The sequence below is a fragment of the Pseudomonas azotoformans genome (assembly GCF_900103345.1).
GTDB lineage: Bacteria > Pseudomonadota > Gammaproteobacteria > Pseudomonadales > Pseudomonadaceae > Aquipseudomonas > Aquipseudomonas azotoformans.
Map to the genome: position 1 here is coordinate 598,486 of NZ_LT629702.1, position 25,537 is coordinate 624,022.

The 25,537-nt window shown below is 64.4% G+C and carries 14 protein-coding genes; 11 read left to right on the top strand and 3 right to left on the bottom strand.

Annotated elements, in window-relative coordinates; genetic code table 11:
- Positions 1–241: 241 nt before the first annotated feature.
- On the top strand, positions 242–496 hold the full coding sequence (locus tag BLR69_RS02810; protein WP_071495358.1) for a helix-turn-helix domain-containing protein: 255 nt from the start codon (positions 242–244) through the stop codon (positions 494–496).
- A gap of 28 nt (positions 497–524) precedes the next feature.
- On the opposite strand, the gene BLR69_RS02815 is transcribed toward BLR69_RS02810, so the two are convergent.
- Both BLR69_RS02815 and gspH read right to left on the bottom strand, forming a co-directional pair.
- Positions 525–1,121, bottom strand: coding sequence for a type II secretion system protein GspJ (locus tag BLR69_RS02815; RefSeq protein WP_071495357.1), 597 nt, complete (start codon positions 1,119–1,121; stop codon positions 525–527).
- Entirely contained in the window at positions 1,118–1,570 is a 453-nt protein-coding gene (gspH, locus tag BLR69_RS02820) for a type II secretion system minor pseudopilin GspH (RefSeq protein ID WP_071495356.1), read from the bottom strand. The genes BLR69_RS02815 and gspH overlap by 4 nt, the downstream gene beginning before the upstream one ends.
- A gap of 93 nt (positions 1,571–1,663) precedes the next feature.
- Here gspH and BLR69_RS02825 point away from each other — a divergent pair, with 93 nt between their 5' ends.
- A complete protein-coding gene (locus BLR69_RS02825) occupies positions 1,664–2,095 on the top strand; it encodes a type II secretion system protein N (protein ID WP_058427241.1) in 432 nt (143 codons plus the stop codon).
- Here BLR69_RS02825 and gspI read toward each other — a convergent pair.
- Positions 2,082–2,447 carry a type II secretion system minor pseudopilin GspI gene (gspI, locus tag BLR69_RS02830; RefSeq protein WP_071495355.1) on the bottom strand — a complete coding sequence of 122 codons (366 nt, stop codon included), beginning with the start codon at positions 2,445–2,447 and terminating at the stop codon, positions 2,082–2,084. The genes BLR69_RS02825 and gspI overlap by 14 nt on opposite strands.
- A gap of 148 nt (positions 2,448–2,595) precedes the next feature.
- Between gspI and gspG the strand changes: the two genes are divergently transcribed.
- From gspG to BLR69_RS02880, 9 genes are all read left to right on the top strand, one after another.
- The gene (gene gspG / locus BLR69_RS02835; RefSeq protein ID WP_071495354.1) at positions 2,596–3,045 is read left to right on the top strand and encodes a type II secretion system major pseudopilin GspG; all 450 of its coding nucleotides are present in this window, start codon (positions 2,596–2,598) and stop codon (positions 3,043–3,045) included.
- A gap of 8 nt (positions 3,046–3,053) precedes the next feature.
- Positions 3,054–3,923: a type II secretion system minor pseudopilin GspK gene (gene gspK / locus BLR69_RS02840; protein WP_156790782.1), complete on the top strand. Its 870-nt coding sequence runs from the start codon at positions 3,054–3,056 to the stop codon at positions 3,921–3,923.
- Positions 3,920–4,978 carry a type II secretion system protein GspL gene (gene gspL, locus BLR69_RS02845; protein ID WP_071495352.1) on the top strand — a complete coding sequence of 353 codons (1,059 nt, stop codon included), beginning with the start codon at positions 3,920–3,922 and terminating at the stop codon, positions 4,976–4,978. The genes gspK and gspL overlap by 4 nt, the downstream gene beginning before the upstream one ends.
- Positions 4,971–5,483, top strand: a complete 513-nt coding sequence (gene gspM, locus BLR69_RS02850) for a type II secretion system protein GspM (protein ID WP_071495351.1) — start codon at positions 4,971–4,973, stop codon at positions 5,481–5,483. The genes gspL and gspM overlap by 8 nt, the downstream gene beginning before the upstream one ends.
- Entirely contained in the window at positions 5,480–7,756 is a 2,277-nt protein-coding gene (gene gspD, locus BLR69_RS02855; protein WP_071495350.1) for a type II secretion system secretin GspD, read from the top strand. Before gspM ends, gspD begins: the two co-directional genes overlap by 4 nt.
- An 805-nt stretch (positions 7,757–8,561) precedes the next feature.
- Positions 8,562–9,980, top strand: coding sequence for a type II secretion system ATPase GspE (gene gspE, locus BLR69_RS02865; RefSeq protein WP_071495349.1), 1,419 nt, complete (start codon positions 8,562–8,564; stop codon positions 9,978–9,980).
- Positions 9,980–11,191 carry a type II secretion system inner membrane protein GspF gene (gene gspF / locus BLR69_RS02870; RefSeq protein WP_071495348.1) on the top strand — a complete coding sequence of 404 codons (1,212 nt, stop codon included), beginning with the start codon at positions 9,980–9,982 and terminating at the stop codon, positions 11,189–11,191. The genes gspE and gspF overlap by 1 nt, the downstream gene beginning before the upstream one ends.
- A 449-nt stretch (positions 11,192–11,640) precedes the next feature.
- The gene (locus BLR69_RS02875; protein ID WP_071495347.1) at positions 11,641–12,864 is read left to right on the top strand and encodes a substrate-binding domain-containing protein; all 1,224 of its coding nucleotides are present in this window, start codon (positions 11,641–11,643) and stop codon (positions 12,862–12,864) included.
- A 198-nt stretch (positions 12,865–13,062) separates the two neighbouring features.
- A complete protein-coding gene (locus tag BLR69_RS02880; RefSeq protein ID WP_071495346.1) occupies positions 13,063–25,515 on the top strand; it encodes a filamentous haemagglutinin family protein in 12,453 nt (4,150 codons plus the stop codon).
- Positions 25,516–25,537 lie beyond the last annotated feature (22 nt).

The window sequence follows — 25,537 nt, forward strand, 5'->3', positions numbered from 1 at the left end:
CAGTACGCTGGAAGAAGCGGTGCAACGCCGATTGTTGTAATACGTGGTCAAGTCAGTTCAACCCGAACGTCGATCAGCCGTGACCGGCGTTCAGCTTCCTATCAAGCTGTAAGAATTATTCCCGGCAATATGTAGGTTATTTCGTTTTATGCTTTTCCAGCCCTCCCAGACACCTGCTGTTTCATTTCCGCGCTGTTTATAGTTCACGGAGAAATCCACCACGGCAGGGAGCCGCCCCCTCATGCATACCCGGAAAAAATCCCCCCGGCGCCACACCCCACTACAACCCCCGCCCCTTCATTCCGGCCATCGCCTGCGTCTGGTGCTCAACACCTACGGCATCCCGCCCACGGCCTTTGCCGAATGGATGCACGTCAGCCCGCAGTGCCTCAACAATTGGTTTTCACGCGGGCTGCCGATGGATCGCGTGGAGAAACTGGCGACAACCTTGAGCGTCAGCAAAGTGTGGCTCGAGACCGGCGAGCGCGGACGATGACAGTGGCGGGGCGGCCAATTCGCCGCCCCTACTTCAACGGTCCCACCACCTGCCGGTATTTTTCCACTCCCTGTGGCGTCTGCCGCACCAGGCTGATCTCCAGTCCCAGCGGGTCTTCGCGGCGATTGCCGCTCAGTTGCCGCCAACCTTTGTCCGCTTCCCATACGCGTACCTGCAGGTCACTGACGCCGGTCAGCACCACCACGCCGTCCTTTGCCGCCGGCAGCGGGTAGCGGTCCCGCGCGGGGGCGGCAGCGCGGTAGAGTGCGTCACCCTTGAGCCACCAGCGCACCCGTTGCAGGCCATCGCCGGCCGCTGGGGCGCTGCGGATCACGTCGAGGCGAAAGCCCTTGCTGTCGGAGCTGCGCACGGTCACGGCGGCCAGTCCCTCTGTTTGGGTGGTTTCCGGGGGCGTCAGTTCGACACTGGCACGCAGGCTGATATCCCGTTGCATCTGGTTCAGTGCGCGCAGCAGCACTTCGGTTTGTTCGGTGCTTGCCTGCAAATGCTGATCGGCGCGGGTGACGCTGTCCAGCCCGCGCCAGGCGATCAGGCTGACCACGGCCATGAGCATGATCGCCACCATCACTTCGATCAGGGTGAAGCCTTGCTGTGACGGCTTCATGGTTGGCTGACCACGCGCATCAAACCGGCGGCGTCGCGTTGCAGGCTGAGGCTGTGTTGGCCGTCGGACAGCACCACGCGCAGCGGTGGGTTGATCCATTCAGCGTTGAGCACCAGGGTTTGCCGGGGTTCGAGACTGATCTGCATCGGCGTGCTTTCCCACAGGCGTGGGCGCAACTGGTCGTCGTTTTTAAAGGTGTCGAGGCCCTGGCCGTCGTCCCGCTGGCGGTTGAAGCGAAACCCCTTGGCATCTGCGCGCCAGGTGATGGGGCGGCCGTCGGCGTGGGCTTCGGCCTGGGCGACTTGCAGCAGTTGGCTCAGGCGCTCGGCATCTTTGCGCAGCAGGTGCAGCGGGTCGGGCTTGATGGTGAGGCTGATGGCGGCGCTGGCGATGCCGATGATCACCAGCACCACCATCAGCTCGATCAGGGTGAAGCCTTGCTGTTTCATCGCGGGCTACCTGGAGAACTGGGGAGTGTGTGAAATAAAAGCGTGCGAATTGACCTGTAGGCTGGTGCGACGGACAAACAGGAGGTCCTCCCCATGACATTTGCCCCTCGTTTCACCCTGGCCCACGGTGTGCAGGCTGTGGGTGTGCTGGCCGCGCTGGCGGGTGTGGCGGTATGGACGCCGCTGCTGCTCACCAGCGCCGAATCCCACACGCCGCAAGCCACGCCCCAGGCACTGGCGGCGCGCAGTGATAACCCGGCGCTGCAATGGTTTTCCAATGTGCCGACGGCGTTGCAGGTCAAGGTCACCGGCGTACTGGCGGGAGCGCGGGGCGCGGTGGCGATCCTCAGTCTGAATGACGGCCCGCCGCGCAGCTTTCTGCTGGGTGAACGGCTCAGCCCCGGTGTGCGGCTGACGGCCATTGAGGGCGACGGGGTGGAGATCGAGCGCGCTGGCGAGAAGCTGCGCGTCAACCTCGACAAGTTGCCGCCGGGGCCTGCGTTGCCGCTGCTCACTCGGCCATGACCTGGGTGTCCAGGCGCGCCAGGGGCGGTGCCTCGCGGCTGGCGTCGAGCACTTGCAGGCTGACCTGGAACAGGCGGCCGTCGGTGTTGATGGTCTGCTCGCAGCGCAGCTTCAGGCGGCCTTGATCGCAGGTGAAGGTCTTCTTGCCGCTACGCAGATGGCCTTCCAGGCGCAGTTCGGCGAGGCGACTCTGCGCCGCCAGCAACGCGATGGATTTGTCTCGCAGCAGGCCGTTGCTCTGGGTCATCAACCCGGCCACGCGCACGGCGGCGGCCATGGCCACGGCGATGATCGCCAGTGCCACCAGCACTTCGATCAGGGTAAAACCTTGCTCCTTGCGACGGCCGTACATGGCGCTCTCAAAGCCGGGAAACAGGCCCGCAGACTAGCGCCGGCAGTTGACCGATTGGCGACCGAAACTCCCGAGGAATTTCAATACGACTGACATGTGTTCTTGCAACACTGCGCCACGAATTGCACTCAAGCCAAGGAATGTCGAGATGGATATCGCGCGCCTAACGTCCCCATTGCCAGGCCCTCGCGGGCAGCGTGGCTTCACCCTGATCGAGATCATGGTGGTGGTGGTCATCCTCGGGATCCTCGCCGCGATGGTGGTGCCCAAGGTCCTGGATCGCCCGGACCAGGCGCGGGCCACGGCGGCCAAACAGGACATCGGCGGGCTGATGCAGGCGCTGAAACTCTATCGCCTCGACCACGGCACTTACCCGAGCATGAACCAGGGCCTCAAGGTGTTGGTGGAGCGCCCGGCGGACGCCAAGAGCAGCAACTGGCGCGCCTACCTGGACCGCCTGCCCAACGACCCATGGGGCCACCCTTATCACTACCTCAACCCGGGCGCCAATGGTGAGGTGGACGTGTTCTCCCTCGGTGCCGACGGCCAACCGGATGGCGATGGCGTGAATGCCGATATCGGCTCCTGGCAGCTCTAAGGCCCGCCATGAAACGGTATTCGCCCCCAGCGGCGAAGCAGCGCGGCATGGCGATTATCAGCGCCTTGCTGATCGCAGCAGTGGTGGCGGTACTGGCCGGCGCCATGCTCACGCGCCAGACCGTATTTACCCGCAGCCTCGAAGCCGAACAGCTGCGCATCCAGGGCCAATGGCTGTTGCAGGGCGGCCTGGAGCGCAGCCGGCAGCTGCTCTGGGACGCCCGCCAGAAAGACGTGCTGACCCGTCTCGATCAACCCTGGGCGCGGGCCCAGGGTGGTGCCTTCGAGGGGCGTATCGAGGACGAACAGGGCAAGTTCAACCTGCGCAACCTGGTCAACCGCGAGCAGGTGGACACCGAGCAACTGCAGAGTTTCGAACGACTGTGCCGCCTGATCGGTGTCGACCCGGCGGTGAGTCGGCGCATCAGTCAGCGGGTGATCGCGTCTTATGAACCGCCCGCCAAATACCCGATGCTGCGCAGCCTGGATGAGCTGAGCGGGATCGAAGGCCTCGACCCCCTGGTGTTGCAGCGCATGCAGGCCTATATCAGCGTGTTGCCCGGCCCAACCTGGGTCAACGGCAACACCGCCAGCGCCGAAGTGCTCAGTGCAGTGGTGCCCCAGCTCAGCCTGTCCCAGGCCCATGGGTTGGTGGCCGAGCGTGACAGTGGGCAGTGGTTTATCAACCGGGGGGATTTCGTCAACCGCCTGCACCTGCCGCAAGTGGCGGTGGATTCGGTGCAGGTGGGCATCACCAGCGAGTGGTTCCGCGTGCAGGGCCAGGCGCGGCGCGAGCAGCGGCGGGTCACCCTTGACGCCTTGTTGCACCGCCCTGAAGACCGGCAGCCCCGGGTGATCTGGTCGCGGGTGGGCGTATGAAACGCTTGCGCATTGGCTTGGCGCCGCTGGATCAGTTGAGCGCGCAGAGCCAGGTCCGGTTTGCCTGGGTGGAACGTGGCGTGGTCGTTGAAGAGGGCGACGCCAGCCTGGCGCAGTTGTGCCAGGCGCGCCAGGCGGCGGACTGTTTCCTGCATCCACGGGACAGCCTGCTGACCAGCCTCGAGCTGCCGCCTTTACCCGCGGCGAAGACCGCCGCCGCCGTGGCCTGTGCCGCCCAGGCGTTGATCCTCGGCCCGGTTGAGCAGATGCAGGTGGCCCACGGCCCGCGTGAAAGCGATGGCCGCGTGCAAGTGGCCTGGTTGCCCAACGCCGGGTTGGAGCGGCTGGCGCAACTGCCACTCAAGCTGCGCGGCCTGTACCCGGCGCCTTATGCGTTGCCGGTGGGCGCCGCTGCCTTGGATGACGGCTACCTGCTGACCCGTGACAGCCTGCAGCAAGGCACGGTGCACCCGTTGGGCATGCAGGCGCTGGACCTGCCACGGGTGGACGCGGCGCAGCGTTGGAGCGGGCCGCTGCCCACGTGGGGGTTGCACGGTCGCCTCACACAGCCCTCGACCGGCGGATGGGGAAGGGCATTGGCCTGTGTGGTGCTGGCCACGGCCATCTGGACCCTGGGCCTCAACCTGTACGCCGCGCGCCAGGTGGAGCAAGGCCAGCGACTCAAGGCGCTGATGAGCCAGCAGGTGCGCCAGGCGTTTCCGGGGTTGCCGGTGGTGCTCAACCCCTTGCAACAGGCCCGCCAGCAATTGGCTGCACGCCAGACCGGTGCGGCCGCTGACCCGGGCCAACGTTTCCCCGGTCTGCTGCAACTGGTGGGCAGCAACCTGCCGTTCATGGTTGGCAGTGTCGACAGCCTGACGTTTGAACAGGGGCGCTTGCGTGTCGAGTTGCTCGCCGACAGCCGTAACCCGACCGCCGAAGGCGAATGGCAGGCGGCGTTGGCCCAGGCCGGTTTCACCGCCAGCCGCGATGGCCATGCCTGGACCATTGCTCCCGCGCAAGCCGCAGAAAAAACCGGAGCCGGCGATGAATAAAGTCCAGCGACTGCGCAGCCAGGCCCGGGTGTTCTGGAGCGGCCTGGCCCTGCGCGAAAAACGCATGCTCGGCGGCGCCGGCCTGGTCCTGGCCAGCCTGTTGACCTGGCTGGTGCTGGTGCAGCCCGCGTTGAAAAAGATCGATTACTGGCAGGCCGAAACCCCCAAGCTGCGCGCCCAGGCCGAGGCCTTGCAGGTGTTGTTGCAGGACGTCGCCGCGCCCAGGCCGGGCGACGAAGCCGCGTTGCGCCAGGCCCTGGACAGTGCCGGCCTGCAAGGGCATTACCAGTTGCAGGCGCTCGAGCCCGCGGGGTGGCGCCTGACCTTCGACAACGCCCCGGCCGACGCGGTGGTGGGCTGGCTGCTGGGCAACGCCCGTTCGTTTTCCCTGGAGGTGTCCGAGGCGCGTTTACAGCGCGTGCTCGATACCGTCGACAACTCGGCCGGCACTGTGTCCGGGACCGTTCGCATGGATCAGGCGCTTGGCGCTAAGGAAGCTTCATGAAGTGGTCAGTCCCCCCTTTTCGTATGGTCGCGCCGTTGCTGGTGCTGGCCCTGAGTGCGTGCAGCAGCCAGGACGCATCCAAGCCGTTGCTGGTGGACAGCGAACTCGGCCAACCCCTGGCGGACACCCGTCGCAGTGGCGAGACCGTTCTCGACCGCCAGAGCCAACCCGCCCCCAAAGCGCCGGTGCAGCACCGCGTCACCAACAGTGCTCGCGGCCATGCCCCGGCAACCGTCAAGGCCCGCAACCCGCTGGGTGACCAACCGGTGCAGCTCAACTTTGTCGACGCCGACATCCAGGCGGTGGTGCGCGCACTCTCCCGTGCCACCGGCCAGCAGTTCCTGGTGGACCCCCGGGTAAAGGGCAACCTCACTCTGGTCAGCGAAGGCCAGGTGCCGGCGCATCAGGCCTACGACATGCTGTTGGCGGCGCTGCGCATGCAGGGCTTCAGCGTGGTCGATGTGGGCGGCGTCGCCCAGGTGGTGCCCGAGGCCGATGCCAAGCTGCTCGGCGGGCCGATCTACAGTGCCGGCAGCAGCGGCATGCAGACCCGCACCTTCCGCCTGCAATATGAAAATGCCGTCAACCTGATCCCGGTGCTGCGCCCCATCGTGTCGCCGAACAACCCGATCAATGCCTACCCCGGCAACAACAGCATCGTGATCACCGACTACGCGGAAAACCTGGCACGAGTGGCGCAGATCATCAATGGCATCGACACCCCCAGTGCCATCGACACCGATGTGGTGATGGTGCAGAACGGCATCGCCGTGGACATCGCCGCGATGGTCTCCGAGCTGCTGGACACCCAGGGCGCCGACCAGACCCAGAAGATCAACGTGATCGGCGACCCGCGTTCCAACTCGATCATCATCCGCTCCGGCAGCCCGGAGCGGACGGAACTGGCGCGCAACCTGATCTACAAACTCGACAACGCCCAGAGCAACCCCAGCAATATGCACGTGGTGTACCTGCGCAACGCCCAGGCGGGCAAGTTGGCCCAGTCGCTGCGCGGCTTGCTCACCGGCGAGAGCGATTCCGGCGTGAGCGACGATGCCCGTGGCAAGCTCAGCGCCATGGGCGGCAATGGCAAGAACACCGCCCAAGGCGCGAGCAACGCGCAAAACAGCAGCGGCACCCCCACCGGCAGCGGTGTGCAGTCGGGTTATGGCCAGGCCACCGGTTCGACCACGGGCACCAACGGCACCGCCAAGGATCAGGACACCGCGTTCAGCGCCGGCGGCGTGACGATCCAGGCCGACGCCACCACCAACACCCTGCTGATCTCCGCGCCGGACCCGTTGTACCGCAACCTGCGCGAAGTCATCGACATGCTCGACCAGCGCCGCGCCCAGGTGGTGATCGAAAGCCTGATCGTGGAAGTCGGCGAAGACGACGCCACTGAATTCGGCGTGCAGTGGCAGGCCGGCAACCTGGGAGGCAAGGGTGGGTTTGGCGGCGTCAACCTGGGCGGCAGCGGTGTGAACAGCGCGCCCACCAGCAAGACCAGCATCGATGTGTTGCCCAAGGGGCTCAACGTGGGTCTGGTCAACGGCACCGTGGATATTCCCGGCATCGGCAAGGTACTCGACCTCAAGGTGTTGGCCCGTGCGTTGAAGAGCAAGGGTGGCACCAACATATTGTCCACGCCCAACCTGCTGACCCTGGACAACGAAGCGGCGAGTATTTTCGTGGGGCAGACCATTCCGTTTGTCACCGGCAGTTATGTGACCGGCGGCGGAGGCACCAGCAACAACCCGTTCCAGACCGTGCAGCGTGAAGAGGTGGGGCTCAAGTTGAACGTGCGACCGCAGATTTCCGAGGGCGGCACGGTGAAGCTGGATATCTACCAGGAGGTCAGCACCGTGGATGCGCGGGCGTCGGTGGAGGCGGGCACGGTGACCAACAAGCGGGCGATCGATACCAGTATTTTGCTGGATGACGGGCAGATCATGGTGCTCGGCGGGTTGCTGCAGGATGGGTACAGCCAGAGCAATGATGCGGTGCCGTGGTTGTCGGATATTCCGGGGTTGGGGGCGTTGTTTCGCAATGAGAAGCGCAGTGTGAACAAGACCAACCTGATGGTGTTTTTGCGGCCGTACATTATTCGGGACAGTGGGGCGGGGCGCAGTATTACGTTGAATCGGTATGAGTTTATGCGCAGGGCGCAAGGGGGGTTGCAGCCGGAGCACAGTTGGGCGATGCCGGATGTGCAGGCGCCGCAGTTGCCTTCTGTGGACAAGGCGATTCCTGGTTCTGGGGGGAGACGGTGATTGAGTACATATCCGTTGCTGCGGTAACGGCTACTTATGGTTCCGCTCTTACAGCGGGTCACTTTTGGAAGGACCCAAAAGTAACCAAAAGGTCCTCGCCCCACCACTCGGCACCTCGCCTAGGCTCGGTGTGCCCGAACGAAGGCTTGAATCCGTGGGCCGCCGCAATGGGCCATCCATGGCCCAGTGCGGCTAACCCGGCGTCCTGCCGGGTTACCCACGGATTCAAGCCTGCGTTCGGCCAGCGTGGTTTTACGGGGCGCCGAAGAGCAAGAGCGACTCGCTTCGCATCGTGGATACGTTTTTTGTTTTGTGTTGCCGCCCTACTGTGGCGAGCGGGCTTGCCCCGCGTTGGGCTGCGAAGCAGCCCTAAAACCAGTGAGAGCACCGCGTTCATTCTGGCTTCCCGCGTCATCGTTAACGACCATCGCGGGCAAGCCCGGCTCCTACAGGGGAACGCGCACGCCTCAACGATCCGGTCGGCTACCAGGCCGCCGCGCTTTGCTTTTGATTTTGATCCTGGGCGCCCCGTCAAACACGCTGGCCGGAATTCGGCAGGGATTTGGGGGGTAAACCGGCAGGGATGCCGGTTTAGCCGCCCCGCGCCATGGATGGCGCGTGGCGGCGGCCCCCCAAATCACTGTCGGATTACGGGCACACCGAGCCTAAGCGAGGTGCCGAGTGTTGGGGCAAGAGCGTTTTGCTTACTTTTGCGCTTTTCAAAAGTGAGCCGCCGTAAGGGCGGAACCATAAGTAGCCGTTACCGCAGCAACGGATATGTACACCTACAAACAGGGCCAAAACCATGAGCCTATTGCCCTACGCCTGGGCCAAATCCCAACGCATCCTCCTGCGCCCCACCGAAGCAGGCCACCTGCTGACGGTGTGCCCCTCGACCCCCGGCTGGTCCATCAGCGAAGTCCACCGCCAGTTCGGCCAGGCCCAGCTCGAACAGGTACGCGACGACGAACTCGACGGCCTGCTCACCGCCGCCTACGCCGACACCGGCAGCGCCGCCGCCGTGGTGGGCGCCGCCGAAAACGAGGTCGACCTCGACCGCCTGATGCAAGACATGCCCGAAGTCACCGACCTGCTCGACACCCAGGACGGCGCCCCGGTGATCCGTATGATCAACGCCTTGCTCACCCAGGCCGCCCGCGACGAAGCCAGCGACATCCACATCGAACCCTACGAAACCCATTCCGTGGTGCGCTACCGTGTCGACGGCACGCTGCGGGACGTGGTCTCGCCGCGCAAGGCACTGCATGGCGCACTGGTGTCGCGGATCAAGATCATGGCCCAACTCGATATCGCTGAAAAACGCCTGCCCCAAGACGGGCGTATTGCGTTGCGCGTGGCCGGGCGACCCATCGACATCCGCGTGTCCACCGTGCCCACCGGCCATGGCGAAAGGGTCGTGATGCGCCTGCTGGACAAACAGGCCGGGCGCCTGCAGTTGGAGACCCTGGGCATGGAGCCGCAACTGCTGGCGCGCCTGGATACGCTGATCCGCCAGCCCCACGGCATCGTGCTGGTCACCGGGCCCACCGGCAGCGGCAAGACCACCAGCCTCTACGCCGCCCTGGCGCGGCTGGATGCGAGTACCAGCAATATCCTCACCGTGGAAGACCCGGTGGAATACGACCTGCCGGGCATCAGCCAGATCCAGGTCAACGCCAAGATCGACATGACCTTCGGCCTGGCCCTGCGTGCGATCCTGCGCCAGGACCCGGACATCATCATGATCGGTGAAATCCGTGACCTGGAGACCGCACAAATCGCCGTGCAGGCTTCGCTCACCGGGCACCTGGTGCTGGCGACCTTGCACACCAACGATGCGGTGTCGGCGGTCAACCGGCTTATCGATATGGGCGTGGAGCCGTTCCTGTTGGCGTCGTCGTTGCTCGGCGTGTTGGCCCAGCGCCTGGTGCGACGCCTGTGCCCGCACTGCAAGCAGGAAGACCCGGCCGCGCCCGGCACCTGGCGCCCGGTGGGCTGTCCGCAGTGCAATCAGGTCGGCTACAGCGGGCGTACCGGGATCCATGAGTTGTTTTGCGTCGACGACGCGGTGCGCAGCCTGATTCATGAGGGCGCCAACGAGCAGGACCTGCGTCTGGCCGCGCGCCGCGCCGGGATGCTGAGCATGCGTGAAGACGGTGAACGCTGGGTGCGCAGCGGTGCCACCGCCCCCGAAGAAATCCTGCGTGTGACACGGGACGCCTGATGAATCGCTATCGCTATGAAGCCGCCGATGCCAGCGGCAAAGTCGAGGCCGGGCATGTGGAGGCTGACAGCCAGAGCGCGGCCTTTGCCAACCTGCGCAGTCGCGGTTTGACCGCGTTGTTGGTGCAGATCGAAGGCAATCAGCCGGCCGCGACGGGCAGCAGCCTGTTCAGCGCCAAACTGTCGGACAACGACCTGGCCTGGGCCACGCGGCAACTGGCGAGCCTGCTGGGCGCCAGCCTGCCGTTGGAGGCCGCGCTGAGTGCTACGGTGGAGCAGGCCGAGAAAAAGCACATCGCCCAGACCCTGGCCGCCGTGCGTGCCGATGTGCGGGGTGGCATGCGCCTGGCGGATGCCTTGGCGGCGCGACCTCGGGATTTTCCGTCGATCTACCGTGCGCTGATCGCGGCGGGGGAGGAGTCCGGTGACCTGGCCCAGGTGATGGAGCGTTTGGCCGACTACATCGAGGAGCGCAACAACCTGCGGGGCAAGATTCTCACGGCGTTTATCTACCCCGGTGTGGTGGGGCTGGTGTCCATCGGCATTGTGATTTTCTTGCTCAGCTACGTGGTGCCCCAGGTGGTCAGCGCGTTCTCCCAGGCGCGCCAGGACTTGCCGGGGCTGACCCTGGCGATGCTCAATGCAAGTGACTTCATCCGCGCCTGGGGCTGGCTGTGTTTTGCCGGGATCGTCGGCGGTTTCTGGAGCTGGCGCCTGTACCTGCGCAACCCCGTGGCGCGCCTGAATTGGCACAGTCGCGTACTGCGTTTGCCGCTGATCGGGCGCTTCGTGCTGGGCCTGAACACGGCGCGGTTTGCCTCGACCCTGGCGATCCTCGGCGGTGCCGGGGTGCCGTTGCTGCGTGCCCTGGAAGCGGCGCGGCAAACCTTGTCCAACGACCGGCTCGACCAATGCGTCAGCGATGCCACCGCCAAGGTGCGCGAGGGCGTCAACCTGGCCCCGGCGCTGGCGGTGGAAAAGGTCTTCCCGCCAGTGCTGATCCACCTGATCGCCAGCGGCGAAAAAACCGGCTCGCTGCCACCGATGCTGGAGCGGGCGGCGCAGACGCTGTCGCGGGATATCGAACGGCGTGCCATGGGCATGACCGCGTTGCTGGAGCCGCTGATGATCGTGGTGATGGGCGCCGTGGTGCTGGTGATCGTCATGGCCGTGCTGTTGCCGATCATCGAGATCAACCAACTCGTCACCTGACTGTGGGAGGGGGCTTGCCCCCGATTGCGCAGAGTCAGTCACTACATCTTTGGCTGACCCACTGCAATCGGGGGCAAGCCCCCTCCCACATTTGAACTGTGTTTATTCAATGGGTTTTTGTGCGCACCTGATGCTGCCCCGTCCAACCTCGGGTTTCTCATTCCGTCACATCCCTAAGATCCATGCCGCCTCCAGCCAAACGCGCTGAAACCTCGCTGTCACCTGCGCCCAAAGCGCTCGGAATCATGACCAAAACACCCGAGAATCTTTTTAAAAATCAAGGTGTTCCTCCCGAGGTTTTTTCCTACAAACGTCATCGGAAACTGCGAATTTCTCTCCCATGGTTTTCACCCCTGGCCACCCCCGCAAGACGGCTTGGGACCGAAGCCATGGCGTCATGCAAGAGCCATCTACCCCAAACGTACAAACACGACGAAAGGAGATTCTTCATGTTTAAGCGCAACGTTCTCGCGGTATCCATGACCCTCGCCGCACTGTGCTCGGCCCAGGCTGCAATGGCTGACATCAACGGCGGCGGCGCCACTCTGCCAGAACCGCTGTACAAGACTGCTGGCGTACTGACTGCCGGTTTTGCCGAGTACATCGGTGTCGGCAGCGGCAATGGCAAGTCAGCTTTCCTGAACAACGACTACACCAAGTTCGTCGCCGGTGTGACCAACAAGAACGTGCATTGGGCCGGCAGCGATTCCAAGCTTTCCGCCGCTGAACTGCTCGCTTATCAAAACAACAAGCAAGCCGGTTGGGGCAAGCTGATCCAGGTCCCTTCGGTGGCCACTTCGGTTGCCATTCCTTTCAACAAAACCGGTGCCGGTAACGTCAACCTGACCGTTGACCAACTCTGCGGCGTCTACTCGGGTCGTCTGACTACCTGGGACCAGATCACTCCAGGCCTTACCGGTACCATCCAAGTGGCTTACCGTAAAGGCGCCAGCGGCACCACCGAGCTGTTCACCCGTTTCCTCAATGCCAAGTGCAACCCGACATTGGAAAACGGTACTTTCGCCGTGACCCAGACTTTCGAAAGCAGCTTCTCCCGTGGCCTGCCAGCGGGTGCAATCAACCCTCTGCAAGAAGTCAACCCAGCCAGCACTACCACGCCTAAAGAAACCTTCAAGGACACCAGTGAAGGTGTGATGGGCTTGCTCAACAATGCTCAGAACCGCATCACCTACATGAGCCCGGACTGGGCTGCAACCAGCGTCGCCGGCCTGGGTGACGCAACCAAAGTCGCCACGATCGGTGGTGTTTCGCCTGCACCTGCCAACGTTTCGGCCGCGATCAACGCGATCCAGCCGCCAGCCGTCGCCAGCCGTGGCGACCAGAACGTCTGGGTGCCTGTGTTCGCAGCGACTACCAACCCCAACGACGCCAGCGTCGTGCAATACCCAAGCACCGGCTACCCAATCCTGGGCTTCACTAACCTGATCTTCAGCCAGTGCTATGCCAACGCTGATCAAACCACCCAAGTGCGTGCGTTCTTCTCCAAGCACTACGGCGCTTTGTCCAACAACGACACGGCGATCACCAACAACCGCTTCGTACCGCTGCCAGCCAGCTGGAAAACCGCTGTGCGTGACACCTTCGTCACCGCGTCCAACGGTTTGAGCATCGGCAACACCTCTGTTTGCAACCAAATCGGTCGTCCGCTGTAACCCACGTTTCAACGACCCGCGACACCGATCAGCAACGGCCTGTGCCGTTGCTGATTTTTTTGCGTTAACAGCCCCATGTGAACTTTCCATGACAGAAGTTCAGTCCCGTGCCTCGACAACCGCCTACTCCTCATACGTGAGCCTGTCTTGCTGCCTGTGCGCAGACAAATGTGTGATGACAAAGAAGGAAGACTCCAGATGGTCCGCTGCAAATCACCGGTTAACCTGAAAGCCCCAGAGACTATCCTGCGCCTGAAGCCATTGGCCCACGCCATCGCGTTGTTGATGGTGGCAGGCAATGCCCAGGCGGCCACGGCGTTCAGTTCCAGCTGGTTTGCCGACAAAGGCGCGACCCAGGCGGTGACGGCGGCACGGATCAGCGCAGGTCAGGTACCGGGGATTCCGTCGCTGAACGAACAGGCCCGGGTCAACCAGCAGTTGGCGCGTTCCATCAGCACGCTGAACACCAGTGTCGCAGCCATTGCCGCGCAGCAGGCGGCGCAGGCGGCTGGGCGCCAAGCGGCGTTGGGCCAGGTCTCGACCATTCCCGATGGCTTGGGCAAGGGCGGCCTGCAGGTCGATAACAGCCTGACCCAGGGCTGGATCAACGCCAAGAACCCGACCCAGAGCCAGTCCGGCGGCCAGACCACCGTGGCCATCGAGCAGACCGCCGACAAGGCGATCCTCAACTGGGAGACCTTCAACGTCGGGCGCAACACCACCGTGGATTTCCAGCAACAGTCCAATTGGGCCGTGCTCAACCGTGTCAATGATCCCGAATCACGCCCCAGCGAGATCCAGGGGCAGATCAAGGGCGCCGGCACCGTGATGATCGTCAACCGCAACGGTGTGGTGTTCAGCGGTACCAGCCAGGTCAATGTGCGCAACCTGGTGGCCGCGGCGGCGAACATCACCGATGAACAGTTCACCCAGCGCGGTATCTATGTGGATGCCAATGGCACCCAGCCGACCTTCACCGATGCGGCGGGCAAGGTCCAGGTGCAGCGCGGTGCGTTGATCCAGACCCATAAGGCCGCGACCTCCACCGACGCCGGTGGTTATGCGTTGCTGCTCGGTTCGGAAGTGGAAAACGCCGGTACCCTCATCACCGCCAAAGGCCAGACCACGCTGGCAGCCGGTGACAGCTTTTACATCCGCAAGGGCGTCGGGACTGCCGGCAATGATCGGTCCACCACCCGTGGCAATGAAGTCGCTACCAGCCTCAAGGCCGGCAGCACGGCCGGCAAGGTCACCAACGAGGGGCTGATCATGGCCTCCACCGGCGACATCACCCTCACGGGTCATCAGGTGCAACAGAACGGCGTAGCCCTGGCCAGTACCTCGGTGGACACGCGCGGCACGATCCATCTGCTGAACTCGGCAACCGATCAAACCGGCAGCGTGACCCTGGGCGAGGGCAGCACCACCGCGATCTTGCTGGACGCCAGCGGCAGCACAGCCCTCAACAGCCAGAAGGGGGCCGGCCTGGAAAAATTCGATGGCCTGGCCGCCAACCTGATCACAGGCCAGTTCAACAACCTCAGCGCGCTGGCCGACCGTACCGACCAGTCGCGTATCGAAATCGTCAGCGGCGGCACCGTGGACTTCCAGAAAGGCTCGATCACCCTGGCCACCGGCGGTCAGGTCGCGGTCAGCGCCACCGGTCGCAGCCTGGTGCGCGATGGCGCGATGATCGACGTGTCGGGTGCCATTGGCGTCAAGGTGTCGATGGACGCCAATAACATCAAGATCAACGTGCAGGGCAACGAGCAGCGTGATGCACCGGTCAACCGCGATGGCGGGCAACTGATCAACAATGATGTCTGGGTCGACTTGCGTGAACTGGTCTTCGTGCCGGCAGGCACCAATGGTTATGCGACAGACCGCTGGTACACCGCGGGTGGCTTGCTTGAAGTCGGCGGTTACCTCGGCACACAGGGTCATTCGGTGGGCGAATGGATGGCCCAGGGCGGCACCGTGACCTTTACCGGCAAGGAGGCGGTGACCCAACAGGGCGCGCAGATCAACCTGTCCGGCGGCACCGTGGATGTGCAGGCCGGGTATGTGCGCCAGACCTGGCTCAAGGGGCCAGATGGGCGGCTGTACGAACTGTCCACGGCACCAGGCGATATTCTCTATTCGGGTCTCTACAAAGGTTATGAAGACACCAGCACGCGCTGGGGCCAGACCGACTACTACTACAACCCGATGATCGCCACGCAACGCCGCTACGAGAACGGCTACACCGTGGGCCGCGATGCCGGCAAGCTGGTCATCGGCACGAGCAGCGCGGTGCTCGAAGGCCAGGTGGTCAGCGATGTGTTCCAGGGCGATCGCCAGACCCAGGCGCCGACTATCAACCTGGACGGTTACCAGCAGTCCCAGAAGGCCAAGGCCCAGCGTGCGCAGTTGATCATTGGCCAATACATTCCGATCTACAACAAGGCCACCGGCACCCTGCGCTACGCCCTCAGTGGTACCGCCGACCAGGTGCTGATCGACAGCAACACGCAGAAAATCGCAGACGGCCTCGACCTCACTGCCGCATTGCCGGCGGACCGCCAAGGCAAGTTGGTACTCGACAGTGACCAGCTCAACGGCTTCAAGCTGGGGGCGATCAAGGTCGGCGCCAAGCAGCAGATCGCCGTCAACGGCGCGCTGAAAGTGGCCGATGGCGGCGACATCACCCTGTTCGGGCCGGGTGTCGCCATCAACGCCAACCTCACGGCCCATGGCGGCAGTATCAATGCTGGCAACATTCTCACCCAGGTTGACCGCGACAAAGGCAACGCGGTGGGGGATGTGATCCTGGCGGGCGGCGGGCGGCTTGACGTGGCCTCCGGGGTCAGGCTGGAGGCCGGCGGACGCTGGAATAACCTCGCGCTGGATCCCGCCAACCGCGAAGGTGTGGCGTATATCAATGGCGGCAAGGTGTCGCTGCGCAGCACCAACGTGGTCAACCTCGCCGCCGGTAGCCTGGTGGATGTGTCCTCGGGCGCTACGGTTGGCGAAGACGGCAAGCTCAGCGGTGGCAAGGGCGGCGACGTGAAGCTCGGCGGCCTCGGCAGCCTCGGCCTGGGCGGCGAGGTGCGTGGCTATGGCGTCAACGGCGGTGGCACCCTGGCGTTGCAGGCGCACAAGGTATTGATCGGCACAGGTGCGGCAGATGCCGACACCTTGCAATTGGGCGGCGACTTTTTCAACAAGGGGTTCTCGGCGTATGACATCACCGGTAATGAAGGGCTGATCGTCGCGGACGGTACCCAGGTCGATGTGAACATGCCGGTCTACCATGTGGGTGAGCAGGCCACCGGCGCGCCGACCGGCAGTGATGCGGCAAGTGCCCTCGAACGCTGGACCCCGCCGCTGTACCAGGAGGACGCCACCAAAGGCGTGCTGACCCAGCGCCGGGGCGCCAGCCTGAGCCTGAGCGCCGGCCATACCCTGTCGACGGCCGCGCAGATGGCGACGACGGCACTGACCGTGGGCCAGGGGGCGGTGATCAACGTCGACCCCGGCCAGGCGATCAACCTGCAGAGCATTGGCCAGCTCACCCTGGACGGCACGCTCAACGCGTGGGGCGGCAGCGTCAGCCTCAAGGGCTTGACCACGGCAGACTCGGAAAAAGTCGAGGCGATCGGCCATGGGCGTTCGATCTGGATCGGCGAACACGCGCTGATCGATGTGGCTGGCCGTGCCGTGACGGCCGTGGACAATCGCGGCGGCATTTATGGCCAGGTGCGCAACGGCGGGACGATCACGGTAGGGGGCGACATTGACCCCACCACCGGGGTTGCCAAGACCAGCAACCTGTTCGTGGTCGTGCGCGAGGGCGCGCGCCTGGATGCTTCCGGCACCCAGGCGGCGCTGGATGTGCTAGGCCAGGGTCGCACGACGGTGGCGAGCAACGGTGGCACCCTCGCTTTTGCGTCCAGCAACGGCCTGTACCTGGATGGCAGCTTCAAGGCTAATGCAGGCGGTGCCGGTGCGGCCGGCGGGCGCCTGGCATTGGCGCTGGAGGCACCGTACTACCTGCGCAGCCTGGCCACCAACCGAGTGTTACCGGTGCGCGAGCTGGTCCTGAGCCAGCAGCACCAGGCGCAAGCGCTGCCAGGCAGTGCCGAAGCGGCGGCCGATGCGTTGACCTACGGTCATGCCCGCCTTGGCGTCGACCAGGTGACGGCGGGCGGTTTTGATAGCCTGGCGCTGTTGGTCAATGGCGCGCTGAACATGGCGGGTGACGTTTCGCTGAACATGGGCCAGAGCCTGCAGGTGTACTCACAAGGCATAGGGTTGGCGAAGAACGCGCCCGTGACGGCCCAGGCCCATCTTGCCGCGCCCCATGTGGTACTCAGCGGCATGCTCGCGCCAGACCGGACCGGCATGGAGAGCTACATCACGCCGTACCTGGGTGACCCGGTGTCGACCGTTCCGGGGCAGGGCCGGTTCAAGGTTGACAGCGATCTGCTGGATATTCGCGACAAAGTCACGTTTGCCCTCAACCAGGGCTTTGATCGGGTCAACCTCAACAGCCGTGGCGATCTGCGTCTTCTCGCCGGACGCGATGGCGGCGTCACCCCCAATGGCTTCAGTACGGTCTTGCAGTCAGGCGGTGATCTGACCTTGCGCGCCTCACGTATCTACCCCGGCAGCGAAATCGCCGCGCAGGTGCTGGTGGGCATGACCGGCAGCACGGCCACCGGTTTAGTGTTCGACCCCGCGCGTACCCTTACCCTGGAAAAAAACGGCGACGCCAGCGTGGTCGCCCCGTATTCGGTTTTCGGTCGCCTGCAATTGGGCGCCGCGACCATCAAGCAGGGCGGCGTGCTCCAGGCCCCGTTGGGCCTGATCGAAATCGGCAACCAAGGCAGCACCCGTGTCGAACTGCTGCCCGGCAGCCTGACGTCCGTGAGCGGCAAGGGGCTGGTGCTGCCGTACGGCGGAACCGTGGACGGCCAGGTCTACCGTTACAACGGCAAAACCGTGAACTTCATCGGCCAGGGCGGCGTGCGCAATGGCAACGGCGACCTGACGGTCGGCGTGATCCTGGGCGGCACGTCGGTGGCGGTACTGCCCGACGCTACCCTGGATTTGTCCGGCGGCGGTGAGCTGCTGGGGGCCGGGTTTATTTCCGGTCGTGGCGGCTCTACGGATGCGCGCTATAACCCACTGGTGCAGTTCGGCGTCAACGGCGGGTTTGTACTGCCGGGGTTGAGCACCAACCCGGTGTACGCCATCGTGCCGGGCGCGCAGCCGGGGTATGCGCCGGTGGCCGCCGAGGGCGGTGCGACAGCACCTTTGGCCGGCCAGCAGATCACCATCGGCGCCGGTGTGCCGGGGCTGCCGGCCGGCACCTATACCTTGATGCCGTCCACCTATGCCCTGATGCCCGGCGCCTTCCGGGTCGAGATCAATGGCCTGGCGGGGGCCGGCAGCGGTGCCGGTGTCATTGCGATGCGCAACGGCTCATGGTCCACCGCCGGGCAGCTGTCGATCATCAACACCGGGATCCGTAACAGCCAGGCCAGCCAAGTGATCATCACGTCGGCCGATACCTTGCGCCGTTATTCCCAGTACAACGAAATGAGTTATGCCCAATTCGCCGTCGCGGATGCGGCCAGGCTCGGTGTGCCACGGGCGCTGATGCCGGTGGACGCCAAAACGCTCAAGCTGGCCCTGGATGCCGGCGGCGGCAGTGACACCTTTTCGTTCAAGGGCATTGGCCGGTTCGAAGCAGCCCCGGGTGGCTATGGCGGCACGGTTGCGGTCACCAGCAGGGTGCCGAACGGCGCAATACAGATTGTCGACGCCAACAGCCCGTTGACCGAAGCGTTCAGCGGTGTGACGGTGGATGCGCAAAGTCTCAACGCCATGGGTGCCAAGCGTTTGCTGGTGGGCGGTTTGTCGATGGTGCTGTATGGGCAGAGTGGCAACAACGTCGGATTTGCCACCAGCATGGCCGGGACCATCACCCTGCGTTCAGGCGCGAACCTGGTGGCGCCGGAAGTGATGATGGTTTCGCGCAATGGCGATATCGTGGTTGAGCAAGGCGCCTCCATCAATACCCTGGGCCAGGGCGCGGCGTCTTATGATTCACGCGATGGCTTTGTCTACAGCAGCGCGCCCAACATGCTCGTGGTCTCCAACGGCTTGATCAATGTGCTGCCGTATCCGGAAACGGCCGGCAGGGGCGGCGGTATCCGGATCGGTGCCTGCACCGCGAGCCCGTGCAGTGGGCAGACTGCGTTGTATTCCGAAGGCAGTATCGTGATCTCGACCACCCAGGCCCTGGAGCTGAATGACCAGGTGCGCTACGGCACTCGCCACCTCGCACTGGCCTTGAGCAACATCAACGTCGGCAGCGTCGAGGCCCTGGCCGATGCCGCCGCACGCAACGTGTTGCCGGCGGGCTTGACCCTCAACCAGCAGGTGATCAACCGCTTGCTGCGCGGTGATACCCAGTCTGGCGCACCGGCCCTGGAAACCCTGCAATTGTCCGCGGCCCAGGCGTTCAACTTCTACGGCACCACGACGCTGGACACGTATGATGCACAGACCGGCAAGTCGCTGCTGAACAACTTGTTGCTGTCCACGCCGGCGATCTACGGCGCCGGCAATGCCAACGACGTGGCGACAATTCACACCGCCAACCTGATCTGGCAGGGCGCCGAGGCGCCTCCCGGCGCTGTGGTTGCCGGCGGTGCCGGCACCGGCAGTGGGCGCCTGGATATCAATGCCGAGCGCATCGAGTTCGGCTACGGCGCCTTTGCCCAGCCCAGCACCACCAAGACTTTCGACCGCCTGGCCCTGGGCTTTGCCAACGTCAACCTGAATGCCAGTGACCGCGTCACGGCCAACTACAAGGGCAGCTTGTCGGTGTACCGGAACCTGACCGGCTACGACCCGGTCAAGGGCTTCCAGTACAGCGGCGGCAACCTCAATATCCTCACCCCGCTGATGACCGGTGAAGCCGGCTCGGTCAACCGTATCACCGCCGGCGGCGCCATTGATGTCGCTGCCTCCGCCGGTGCGCGGGGGACCGCCAATGGCATGGGCGCCGAGCTGTCCCTGCAAGGCGACAGCGTGCGAGTAGCCAGCGCCGTGGTATTGCCCAGCGGCAAGGTCAAGCTCGGCGCACGGGGCGACGTGGTACTCACGGACGGTGCATTGATCGACGTCGCCGGACGCTCGGTGGTCTTCAACGACCTCACTCAATACGGCTGGGGGGGCGAGGTACTGCTCGACAGCCGCAGCGGCAATGTTTTGCAAGCGGCGGGTTCGACCATCGATCTGTCGGCCAAACATAACCAGGCCGGCAAACTGCGTGCGGTTGCCGTTGATGCGGCAGGCGGTATGGTCGACCTGCAAGGCCGCATTCTCGGCAGCAGCACCGGCTACTACGACGCCGGCGGGACCTTGATGCCTTATACGGCGGGCAGCGTGGAAATCCAGGCACAACGCCTGGGCGGCAATGGTTCGCTGGACCAACAGTTTGCCGACCTCAACCAGCGTCTCAATGCCGGCCAGGTGTTCGGTGCGCGCAGCTTCCAGCTCAAGCAGGGCGACCTGACCATTGGCGAGGGGCTCAAGGCGGGCATCATCAACGTCTCGGTGGACAACGGCAGCCTGCGGGTCACTGGCCTGGTGGACGCCAGCGGCGAACGCGTCGGCAGTATCAGCCTGGCCGGCAAGAACGGCCTGACCCTCGCGGGCAGTGCGGTGCTGGATGCCCACGGCAGCAAGTTGCGGGTGGACAGCTACGGCAAGATCATCGATTCGCCGAACCGGGCCATGGTGGCGCTGAGTTCCGGTAACGGCGTGTTGACCCTGGCCGAAGGCGCGCGCATCGACCTGCGCCACGGCACCGCAGCCATCCGCGGCAACGATGGGCGCAATCGCGGCACCCTGGAACTCAACGCACCGCGCCTGGCCGGGGCCGGCGGCGTCATCAACGACATCGACATCGACGCCCACGGCCGCGTGGACATTCAAGGTGCTCGCGCGATCACCCTCAATGGCATGGCCACCTATGACGATGCACCCGAGAAAAACGATCCAACCGCCAGCGGCAGACCGTACCAGCAAATCACCCAGGATTATCTGAACGACAAACATAGACTGAGCACGGACTTTATCAACGCGGCACTGCTCAACAACAACCTGCTGCAAAACAAGCTCGCCGGCTTGAACAACGACACCTACGGCGACACCTTCCACCTGCGTCCCGGTGTGGAAATCGTCAGCAAGACGCCAGACGGCGACCTGGTGGTGCAGGGTGACCTGGACTTGTCCGGCTATCGCTACGCCAGCCTCAAGTCGCCGACCCATGAAAAGACCGAGGCCGGCAGCCTGACCTTGCGCGCGGGGGGCGACCTGAGCATCTACGGCAGTATCAACGATGGCTTTGCGCTGCCGCCGGAGACGGTGGACGACAAGGGCTGGGTGCTGTTGCCGGGGGTTGACTTCACCGGTGGCGATATCGTGGTGCCGGGGCAGGGCGTAAGCCTGGCAAGCGGCACGGCCTTCCCGGCGGGTGTGGTACTCAACTACGACCTGCCGATCGCCGACATCGGCGTGAGCGCGGGCACCCGTTTGCCGGTGCGCGCCACCCTCAGGCAGGACCTGGTGCTGCCAGCCGGCACCGTGCTGGCGGCGGCGGTATTCGACAGCGCGGGCAACGTGCTGTTTGCCGCAGGCACCTTGCTGAGCCAGGCGCAGACCCTGGTCAGCGGGTCACAGCTGGACGCCGGCAGTCTGTTGACCCAGAACACGTTGTTGAAGGCGATGACCTGGCCCAAGGGCGTGCCGCTGCCGCAGAATTTCCAGGCGCTCGGCCCCACCCAGAACGTGGTGACCCTGGCCCGCGATTTGCTGTTGCCCAAGGGTGCACTGATTCCTTCCGGTACCAACGTCAAGTTGCTCAACGATGCGACATCGGTTGAGCTGCGTCCCGAAGTGGCGGGGCGCCAGGGTCGGAACTGGGCCATTGCACCGATGCTGGCCGAGGGTTCGCAGTCGTGGTCGCTGCGGCTGGTGGCGGGCGCCGACACCGAGGCGGCCGACAGTCGTCTGTTGCAACCTCATCCCACAACCGGTGACCTGCGCCTGGCGGACAGTCACTACGGAATGTTCGCCAAGGAGCTGCCATCCCAGGTCGTGCAAACGTGGTCTGCGGCCGGGGTCGAGCTGCTGGCGAGCCTGGGCAAGGACGTCAAGGTGGGTGACCCGATCGAACAGTCGCTGCTCGATGAGTTGGGCGGCGGTCCGATCGCCGATTTCTGTGCGGGTTCGCCGGAATACTGCGCGGTGAAGCCATCGTTTGTCTGGACCGCCCAGGCGGTGGCGGACCTGGCCGAGTACGGCCTGACGGAAGGCGCGCCGATTACCGATGCATTCCTGGCGCAATTCAACACCACCACCACGCAGTTCTGTGCGGATAACCCCGCTTACTGCCTTTCCCAATCGGTCAAGGAGTTCGGTGCAAGCCCCGCCGCGACGCGCTTCAGTGTGATCCGCACAGGCACCGGCGATCTGGAGTTGTTGAGCGCCGGCAACCTGAGCATGGACTCGCTGTACGGGGTGTACACCGCCGGCACGTCGTCTGCCGCCACCTTCGCGGGCGACCCGTACAACCAGCCCAAGTCCAAAGGCCGGGGCAAGACCGTGCTGAACGACGAGGGCAGCTATTTCGAGCAATTCGTCAACGCCAGCCCCACCAGCCTGTACCGCGCCTGGTATCCGCAAGCGGGCGGCAACCTGAACGTGAAGGTGGGTGGCAACCTGACAGGCAATATCCTCAACGTCACCGCTTCCGCGCCTGGTCGGCCAAACCCTCTGGATACCGGCTTCGATTCGGCCAGTGTCGGCAACTGGTTGTGGCGCCAGGGCAGCGGCACTGTCGATACGGGCGGGGCAGCGCAGCCTACGGCCTGGTGGATCAATTTCGGCAGTTACACCGCGACCGCCACAGCTGACCAACTGGTGGGCTTTACCGGTTTCGGCACCTTGGGCGGCGGCGATGTGGATGTGCGGGTAGGCGGTGACGCCGGGATGCTTCGCTCGCTGGCCGGCAATGCCATGGCGGCCAATGCCAACCCACGCAGCCAGGGCTTGGTGCTGGCGGTCGGCAGCACCGGGCGGGTGGCCAGTGATGGCAGCCTGCAACTCACCGGTGGTGGGGACCTGCGGGTGCATATCGGCGGGGCGCTTAACCCTGAAAGCCAGCTTGATAGCAGCAGCTTGAACGGCACACTGGTGGACCTGCGCGGTAACGCTCAACTGCTGGGCGGCGCCTCGGGCCGGATAGAGTTGCAGTATGGCATTGCCAATACCGACCACAGCCCGGGTGAAGTGCGGGCGTTCGACGCGTTGCAGGCCACCCGGGGGCTGACGCGCGGCGGCATGGTGCTGGTGCCGGGTGATGCGACGTTCAGCCTGGCGACCTTGGGCGACCTGGCGTTGCAGAGCGTGATCGACCCCGGCCGGGTGTTGCTGCCCAACAGTTCGTCATTTGTCCGGGGGCAGGAGCACGGTCCAGGCACCAGTTGGTTCTCGCTGTGGACCGGGCAAACGGCGATCGACCTGTTTTCTGCCGGCGGCAACCTGTCGCCCAATTCCACGGGGCTGGCCTCTGACCTGGCGGTGGTCTATCCGTCGATCCTGCGTGCGACGGCCGCCAGCGGCAGCCTGTACTACGGCAAGGCGGGTAGCTCTTCCTTGACCGACAACGATTACAAGTTTCCGTTGTTGCTTGCTCCGGGCGTGAACGGCCAGTTGCAGTTGCTTGCCCATGATTCGATCTATGCCGGCGGCACGCTCGTGAGCCAATCGGCAGCTGATCCAGCGATCATGGCCACGCCTTGGCAACCGGCATTTGTCGGTAGGCTCGGTACCGACATCAAGCCTGTCGCCAGCAACCTCTCGCCAAACGGCAGTTCCGACAACGTCCCGCTTCTACCACTGTTTGTGTTTGGTTCCGCCAGCGCGTCGACCAGCGGTTATGCTCCGGCCTCCGCTGCGCGTTTCTACGCATTGACCGGTGACCTGGTGGGTGTCAGCAGTGGGCGGATCATCTCGTTTGGGGTCAACCCCGGCGATCTGCATCAAGGGCAGACCTGGTACGAGGGCGGTGGTGCCGTGTGGATGATGGCAGGCCGGGATATTGTCAGCAGTGGCAGCCTGTTTGACCGAATCAGCGGTTACCAGAGAGAAACGTCCATGGGCAACCTGTTTGTCCATAACAGCCCCACCGATATCTCCATCGTGTCTGCCGGGCGCGACATCCTCTACAGCAACTTCCAGGTCGCCGGGCCGGGCGCGTTGGAGCTGACGGCCGGGCGCAATATCCAGATGGACGACAAAGTCAGTGTCACCAGCCTCGGCCCCGTAGCCTCGGGCGATAACCGCCCCGGCGCGAGCATTGTCATGCAAGCTGGCGTCGGCCCCGACGGCCCGGATTACCGTCGTTTCGTCGAGGCCTACCTGGACCCTGCGAACCTGGCGCAACCCGGTGAGTCGTTGCAGGGCAGCAAGGTGGCCAAGACCTACGAAAAAGAACTGGTCGGCTGGCTCGCCGAGCGCTTCGGGTTTGTCGGTGATACCGATCAGGCCCGCGCCTACTACGCCGCCTTGCCTGACGAGCAACAACGTATGTTTGCCCGCAACCTGTACTTCGCCGAACTCAAGGCCGCCGGCCGTGAGTACAACCAGGACGGCAGTGTGCGCCAGGGCAGTTACCTGCGTGGTCGTGCGGCCATCGCCGCGCTGTTTCCGGCCAAGGACGTAGCTGGCAACCCGATCACCTACAAAGGCGACATCACCCTTTTCGGCGGCGCGGGGGTACACACCAACTTCGGCGGTTCGATCCAGATGCTCACGCCGGGCGGCAGCCAGACCTTCGGTATCGAAGGCGCGGCACCACCGTCCACGGCGGGGGTGATCACCCAGGGCGCGGGGGATATCCAGCTGTATTCCCTGGGCAGCATCCTGCTGGGCCAGAGTCGCATCATGACCACCTTCGGCGGCTCGATCATGGGCTGGACCAGCGAAGGCGACATCAACGCCGGGCGCGGCTCCAAGACCACTGTGGTGTATACGCCGCCCAAGCGTGTGTATGACAACTGGGGCAACGTCGGCCTGTCGCCGTCGGTGCCGAGTACCGGTGCGGGGATCGCCACGCTCAACCCGATTCCTGAAGTGCCGGCGGGGGACATCGACCTGATTGCGCCGCTGGGCACCATCGATGCCGGCGAGGCGGGGATTCGGGTGTCCGGCAACGTCAATATCGCCGCCTTGCGCGTGGTGAACGCGGCGAATATCCAGACCCAGGGCAAATCGTCCGGGGTGCCGGTGACCGCCAGTGTCAACACCGGCGCGATGAGTTCGGCCAGCGCGGCCGGTGCGGCGGCGTCCCAGGCCGCGGAAGACGCGGCGCGCAGCCAGCAGGCGGCATCCAGGCAGGGCAGGCCGTCGATCATGACCGTGGAAGTGTTGAGCCTGGGCAACGAACCGTTGCCGCAAGAGCCTGCACCGGCGCAGAAAACCTCGGGTTACAACCCCGACAGCCCGGTGCAGGTGCTGGGCGCAGGGCCGCTGAGCGAACAGGCGCGAGCGCGGCTGACCGATGAGGAGCGCAAGCAGATCAGTTTGTAAGGCTGTGGAAAGGACCTCTCGA

Coding starts and splice junctions, on each gene's coding strand:
- BLR69_RS02810 (WP_071495358.1), top strand. CDS start 242: ATGCATACCCGGAAAAAATCCCCCCGGCGCCACACCCCACTACAACCC.
- BLR69_RS02815 (WP_071495357.1), bottom strand. CDS start 1,121: ATGAAGCCGTCACAGCAAGGCTTCACCCTGATCGAAGTGATGGTGGCG.
- gspH (WP_071495356.1), bottom strand. CDS start 1,570: ATGAAACAGCAAGGCTTCACCCTGATCGAGCTGATGGTGGTGCTGGTG.
- BLR69_RS02825 (WP_058427241.1), top strand. CDS start 1,664: ATGACATTTGCCCCTCGTTTCACCCTGGCCCACGGTGTGCAGGCTGTG.
- gspI (WP_071495355.1), bottom strand. CDS start 2,447: ATGTACGGCCGTCGCAAGGAGCAAGGTTTTACCCTGATCGAAGTGCTG.
- gspG (WP_071495354.1), top strand. CDS start 2,596: ATGGATATCGCGCGCCTAACGTCCCCATTGCCAGGCCCTCGCGGGCAG.
- gspK (WP_156790782.1), top strand. CDS start 3,054: ATGAAACGGTATTCGCCCCCAGCGGCGAAGCAGCGCGGCATGGCGATT.
- gspL (WP_071495352.1), top strand. CDS start 3,920: ATGAAACGCTTGCGCATTGGCTTGGCGCCGCTGGATCAGTTGAGCGCG.
- gspM (WP_071495351.1), top strand. CDS start 4,971: ATGAATAAAGTCCAGCGACTGCGCAGCCAGGCCCGGGTGTTCTGGAGC.
- gspD (WP_071495350.1), top strand. CDS start 5,480: ATGAAGTGGTCAGTCCCCCCTTTTCGTATGGTCGCGCCGTTGCTGGTG.
- gspE (WP_071495349.1), top strand. CDS start 8,562: ATGAGCCTATTGCCCTACGCCTGGGCCAAATCCCAACGCATCCTCCTG.
- gspF (WP_071495348.1), top strand. CDS start 9,980: ATGAATCGCTATCGCTATGAAGCCGCCGATGCCAGCGGCAAAGTCGAG.
- BLR69_RS02875 (WP_071495347.1), top strand. CDS start 11,641: ATGTTTAAGCGCAACGTTCTCGCGGTATCCATGACCCTCGCCGCACTG.
- BLR69_RS02880 (WP_071495346.1), top strand. CDS start 13,063: ATGGTCCGCTGCAAATCACCGGTTAACCTGAAAGCCCCAGAGACTATC.